This window comes from bacterium (genome assembly GCA_036524115.1).
In the GTDB taxonomy this organism is placed as follows: Bacteria; JAUVQV01; JAUVQV01; order JAUVQV01; family DATDCY01; genus DATDCY01.
The window spans coordinates 1-5,712 of sequence record DATDCY010000026.1; the positions used below are offsets into that span (position 1 = coordinate 1).

The following is a 5,712-nucleotide window of genomic DNA, read 5'->3' on the forward strand; positions in this document are numbered from 1 at the left end:
CCGTCGTGGCGGGGCCGGGCGCCTTCGCGGCGGAACGGGCGAACGCCTGCGGCGCGGGCGCCGCGGCGTCCGCGAGCGAACGCACGGAGGTGTTGCGCGTCGACGCCGCGAAGGTCGACCGGGTCCTCGACCTGGCCAGCGAGCTGGTCATCGGCCGCTCGATGCTCGAGCAGGTGGCCCGCGAAGCGGCCGCCGGCGTGACGGGTCCGGACCTCGCGGAGCGGCTGGCGGCTGCGAGCGCGGCGATGGACCGCGCGCTCGGGGACCTGCAGCGCAGCGCGCTGCGGATGCGGATGGTGCCGCTGCGCTACGTCTTCAAGAAGTTCCCGCGCGTGGTGCGCGATCTGGCCCACCAGCTCGGGAAGCGCGCCCACCTCGCGATCGAGGGCCAGGAGACCGAGCTGGACAAGGGGATCGTGGACCAGCTCTTCGAGCCGCTGACGCACCTCGTGCGCAACATGGTCGGCCACGGCGTGGAAGGCCCCGCGGAGCGCGCGACGGCGGGGAAGCCGGCGGAGGGGCTGATCACGATGCGGGCCTACCAGGAGGGCGCGCACATCGTGATCGAGGTCGGCGACGACGGGCGCGGGATCGACAGCGGGAGGCTCGTGGCGCGGGCGCTCGAGCGGGGCCTCCTGGACGAGGCCGCGGCGGCGGCGCTGCCGGAGGAGGAGCGGCTGCGGCTGGTCTTCGCCTCCGGCGTCAGCACCGCCGACCGGATCACCGAGACCTCGGGACGCGGCGTCGGGATGGACGCGGTGAAGAGCGCCCTGGAAGCCGTGAAGGGGACGGTGGAGATCGAGTCGCGCCCCGGGCGCGGCACCCGGTTCCGGCTGCGCCTGCCCCTGACGCTCGCGGTGGTGCGCACGCTGCTGTTCGACGCCGGCGGGCGGCTCTACGCGCTGCCGGTGGCGGCGATCGCGGAGGTCGCGCGCATCCGCCCGGGCGAGTTGACGAGCGTCGACGGCCGCCCCTGCCTGCGGCTGCGCGAGCAGGTCGTCTCGGTGGTCGAGCTCGGCGGCCTGCTCGGCGGCGCGCGCGGCGGCGCGGGGCGCTATGTGCTGGTGCTGGCCCTGCGCGGCCGGCGCGTCGGACTGCTCGTCGACACCCTGCGCTGGCAGCAGGAGCTGGTGGTGCGGCCCGTCGACGGGCGCTGGGTGGACGCCGGCGTCGTCGCGGGGGCCTCGATCCTCGGGGATGGCGGCGTGGTGCTGATCCTCGATGCCTTCGCGGTGGTGGCCCGCAGCATCGAGACGGAGCGGGTGAGGTCGGCGTCGTGAGCGCAGTGCGGGTGCTCGTCGTCGACGACTCGGCCCTGATGCGCCGGCTGGTGCCGCAGCTGCTGTCGGGTGACCCCGGGATCGAGGTCGTTGGCACCGCGATGGACGGGGTCCACGCGCTGCGCAAGGTCGCCGCACTCGCCCCGGACGTGCTGACCCTGGACGTGGACATGCCGCGCATGGACGGCATCGAGACGCTGCGCGCGCTGCGGGAGGCGAACGGGCCGCCGGCGGTGGTGCTCAGCTCGTTGACGCGGCGCGACGCCGACCTGGCGTTCCGGGCCCTCGCCGCGGGCGCCTTCGACGTCGTGGCGAAGCCGCACGCCGCGATCTCGACGCACATCCACGAGATCGCCGCCGAGCTCGTCGCGAAAATCAAGGCGGCCGCGGGAGCGCGGGCCGTGGCGCTCGCGCCGCCGCTGCCCGCGGCCGTGCCTGCGCCCTCGGCCGTGCCCGCCACCGCTGCCGGGCGCCAGCGCGCCGCGGCGGAGCGGGTGCTCGCGATCGGCGTCTCCACGGGGGGGCCGAACGCGCTGACCTACCTGCTGCCGCAGCTTCCGGCGGACTTTCCCGCGGCGACGCTGGTCGTGCAGCACCTGCCGCCCGGGTTCACCGCGATGTTCGCGGCGCGTCTGAACGCTGCAAGCCGGCTGGAGGTGCGGGAGGCGCGCGACGGCGACCTGGTGGGGCCGGGGCGGGTGCTCATCGCCCCGGGGGACCGGCACCTGCGGGTCACGCGCGGCGCCCTGGGCGCGATCGCCGTGCTCAGCGACGCGCCCCCGGCCCGGGGGCACCGTCCGTCGGCGGATGTGCTCTTTGCCTCCGTGGCCGAGGAGTTCGGCGCGGCGGCCACCGGGCTGATCATGACCGGCATGGGCGACGACGGCGCCGCGGGACTGGCCCGGATCCGCCAGCGCGGCGGGCGCACGCTGGCGCAGGACGAGCGCAGCTGCGTCGTCTTCGGCATGCCGCGCGCGGCGATCGAGAGCGGCGCGGTGGACGAGGTGGTGGCACTGGCGGAGCTGCCGCGCTATCTGCGGCGGCACTACGAGCAAGGGAGGGAGGTCGCATGACGGACACGCCCCCGGTTTCGGCGTCCTTCGAGGCCCTGATCGCGGACGACTCGGCGTTCGCGCGGCGCTACCTCGCGGGCATCGTGCACAGTCTCGGCGGCATGGTCGTCGGCGAGGCGGCGAGCGGCGACTGCGCGGTGGCGTTGTACGCGAGGCTGCGGCCCGATCTGGTCTTCCTGGACATCACGATGCCCGAGCTCGACGGCGTGGAGGCGCTGCGGCGCATCCGGGCGGGCGACGCGGCCGCGCGCGTGATCATGGTCAGCGCGCTCGGGCACAAGGAGGCCGTGTGGAGGGCGATCTGCCTGGGCGCCAGGCACTTCATCACCAAGCCGTACACGCCGGACTACGCCGGACTCGTCATCCGCAGCGTTCTTGCGGGTGAGGCGGGGGGCGCGCCGTGAGACTCGAATGCGTGGAGGCGTTCGCCGACGCCTCGGTGAAGGTCCTCGTGGCGATGCTCGGCGACCAGTTCGGCGCCGGCCCGCCGCGCCTCGCGTGCTCGGAGGAGCGCGGCAGCGGCGTCATCGTGCACGTCCGGTTCTCGGGGGAGGCGGAGGGGCACGTCGCGCTCGAGATCGATTCGCTGACGGCGCTGCGCCTGTATGCGGTTGCGACGGGCCAGCTGCACGACCGCCTGCCCCCCCTGGGCCTGGACTACTTCCTCGAGCTGGGGAACGTCATCTCCGGGGCGGCCGTCAGCCGCCTCAACGAGCTGGGCTTCGACGTCGTCGTCCACCCCCCCGAGCTGCTGGACGCGGCGGCGGGAGACGATCCGGCAGAGGCTGAGGCGTGCCTCATCCCGGTGTACTCGCCTCACGGCGGCATTCTCGTCCAGGTGGTGCTGTGCACGGGATGAGTGCCGGCCCCGAGCGGCGGGAGATCGCCCGCGTGCTGCTCGTCGACGACGAGCCGCAGATCCGGCGCGTCTTCGGCGCGAGCCTCGCCGCGGAGGGCTTCGAGGTCGGCACGGCCGCATCGGCGGCGGAGGCACTGGCGGAGCTCGAGCGGTCCGCGTGGGACGCAGCGATCGTCGACCACCGCCTCGGGCCCGATCGCGGGCTGGACGTCATCGGCTCGATCAGGGAGCGGCGGCCCGAGGTGGTGTGCGTGCTGATGACCGCGCTCGGGAGCACCGAACTGGCCGTGCGGGCGCTCAAGGCGGGGGCCGCGGACTTCATCGCCAAGCCCTTCACGCTGGCGCAGCTGCTGCGGAGCCTGGAGCATGCGGGGCGGGTGCGCGCGGTGGCGCGGGAGCGGCGCGAGATGCTCGCGCACCTCGAGCGGCTGGTGGAGGAGAAGACCCGCTCGCTGCAGCGCACCTACACCGGCATGCTCGCCGCGATGGCGCAGGCGGTCGAGAAGAAGGACCACGGCACCTACGGACATTCGCGCCGCGTCAGCTACTGCGCGCGGCTGGTGGTCGCGGCGCTCGGGCTGGGGGCGGACGAGCGGGAGGTCATTCGCGTCGCGGCGCTGCTGCACGACATCGGCAAGATCGGGATCGCCGACAGCGTGCTCGGCAAGGCCGGGCCTCTCGACGAGGGAGAGCTGCGGATGATGCGTTCGCATCCCCGCCACGGCGTCGAGATCCTCGGTCCGCTGCGCGCGCAGTTCCCGCATTTCGAGGAGGTGCTGCCGGCGATCCTGCACCACCACGAGCGCTTCGACGGCGGCGGGTATCCCGGGGGCCTCGCGGGCGAGCGGATCCCGCTGTCGGCCCGCGTGATCGCCCTGGCGGACACTTACGACGCGATCCTCTCGGCGCGTCCGTACCGGGCGGCCGCCGACCACGAGCGCGCGTGCAGCGAGCTGCGGCGTTGCGCGGGGACGCAGTTCGACCCGCGCGTGGTCGAGGCATTCCTGGCGGCCGACGCCCGGTTCGGGGCGCTGCGAGGCGGGGCGGGGGCGGCGGTCGGTTAGACGACCCCGTACCGTTCCCCGCGGGGACAGGTCCGGGCGGGAGTGCGGGGCCCGCGATCCCCCGGGGGACGCCGGGATGGCCGTTCGACGGCGGCGCGCCAGCCCCCGCGGTGTCTGGCGGGTTGGGTACGAATCTTGCTGCTCCCCGGGTATGATGCGACCTCTGGATTCCGCGGGGAGGCGTGCATGCGACTTGACCGGTTCCTGAAGCTCTCGCGACTGGTGCCGCGGCGCACCGGCGCCAAGGAGCTCTGCGACGCGGGGGGCGTGCTGGTCAACGGCGTGGCCGCGAAGGCCGGCCGGGAGGTCCGCGCCGGGGAGCTGCTCACGCTGCAGCTGCCCTCGCGCGAGCTGTCGGTCGAGGTGCTCGCGATTCCCGAGGGCAGGAGCGTCGCCCGGGCGGAGGCGCGCGAGCTGTTCCGCGTCGTCGGGGAGCGGCGCTTCGACCTTCTCGGCAACGAACTGCCGCCGCGCTGAAGGGAAGGGCGCGGGTGGCGCCACGACCCTTGCTTGCGGCTTCGCTGGCCTTCGTGGGCGGCGTCGCCGCGGGGGCGTGGCTGCCCCAGGAGCCCGGGGCGTGGGCGTGGGCCGCGGGGGCGCTGCTGGTTGCCTGGGGGGCGGCGCTCGCCGCGGGCCGCCTCCGCGCCGGCCGCGCGGTCGGCCTCGCGACGTTCGCGGTCCTCGGCGTCCTGCGGTGCCAGGCCGATCTCGCGCCGCTGTACGCGGGGCTGGAGCAGGTGTCCGAGGCGGAGGCGGTCGCGTGCGGTCGCCTCGCGCGGCCTGCCCAGATCAGGGACGGCGAGACACTGCTCGTCCTGGAGGGCGCGCGGGTGCGTCGCGATGGGAGGACGGCCGCCCTCGCCCTGCCGCTGCAGGTCGCCGTGGCCGGAGCCTGCGACGGCTACGCGGTGGGCGACCTCGTCGTCGCGCGGGGCGGGCTGCGGTCCGTGCGCGGCGACCGCAATCTCGGCTGGTTTCCCGGTCCCGTCGGGGCGGCGGCGGGCCGCTGCGCCGCGCGGCTCTCGGTCGGGTCGCCCGCGTGGGTGAGGCGGACCGGGCACGACCCGGGACGCGGCCCCGAGGCGGCGGTGCTGCGCTGGCGCGACCGGGCGCACCGGTCCTGGCTGGCGCGTCCAGGCGCGGCAGCGGCGATCCTCGACGCGCTCACGACGGGCGAGCGCGCCGGCATCCCCCGGGACGTGCAGGAGGCGTTCACCCGTGCCGGTCTCGCCCACGTGCTGGCGATCTCGGGGATGAACGTGGGTTTCCTCGCGGCGCTCGTCTTCCTGGCGCTGCGCAGGGCGCTGGCGCTGTGCGCGCCACTCGCGCTGCGCTTTCCGGCTCAGCCCCTGGCCGCCGGGCTGACGCTGCCGGCGCTGTGGTTCTTCCTGCTCTTCTCCGGTGGGCAGATCCCCGTCGGCCGCGCGGTGCTCTCC

At 75.2% G+C, this 5,712-nt stretch carries 7 protein-coding genes; all 7 read left to right on the plus strand.

The window, feature by feature from the left end; genetic code table 11:
* Positions 1-1,280 (plus strand): chemotaxis protein CheA (locus tag VI078_01310; protein ID HEY5997928.1); only part of this gene is annotated, 1,280 nt, incomplete at its 5' end.
* A complete protein-coding gene (locus tag VI078_01315; GenBank protein HEY5997929.1) occupies positions 1,277-2,353 on the plus strand; it encodes a chemotaxis response regulator protein-glutamate methylesterase in 1,077 nt (358 codons plus the stop codon). The genes VI078_01310 and VI078_01315, both read left to right, overlap by 4 nt.
* Positions 2,350-2,757, plus strand: a complete 408-nt coding sequence (locus VI078_01320; protein ID HEY5997930.1) for a response regulator — start codon at positions 2,350-2,352, stop codon at positions 2,755-2,757. Before VI078_01315 ends, VI078_01320 begins: the two co-directional genes overlap by 4 nt.
* On the plus strand, positions 2,754-3,212 hold the full coding sequence (locus VI078_01325) for a chemotaxis protein CheX (protein HEY5997931.1): 459 nt from the start codon (positions 2,754-2,756) through the stop codon (positions 3,210-3,212). Before VI078_01320 ends, VI078_01325 begins: the two co-directional genes overlap by 4 nt.
* A complete protein-coding gene (locus VI078_01330) occupies positions 3,209-4,276 on the plus strand; it encodes an HD domain-containing phosphohydrolase (protein HEY5997932.1) in 1,068 nt (355 codons plus the stop codon). The genes VI078_01325 and VI078_01330 overlap by 4 nt, the downstream gene beginning before the upstream one ends.
* A gap of 186 nt (positions 4,277-4,462) precedes the next feature.
* Entirely contained in the window at positions 4,463-4,753 is a 291-nt protein-coding gene (locus tag VI078_01335; protein HEY5997933.1) for an RNA-binding S4 domain-containing protein, read from the plus strand.
* Between the two features lie 14 nt (positions 4,754-4,767).
* Positions 4,768-5,712 (plus strand): ComEC/Rec2 family competence protein (locus tag VI078_01340; GenBank protein ID HEY5997934.1); only part of this gene is annotated, 945 nt, incomplete at its 3' end.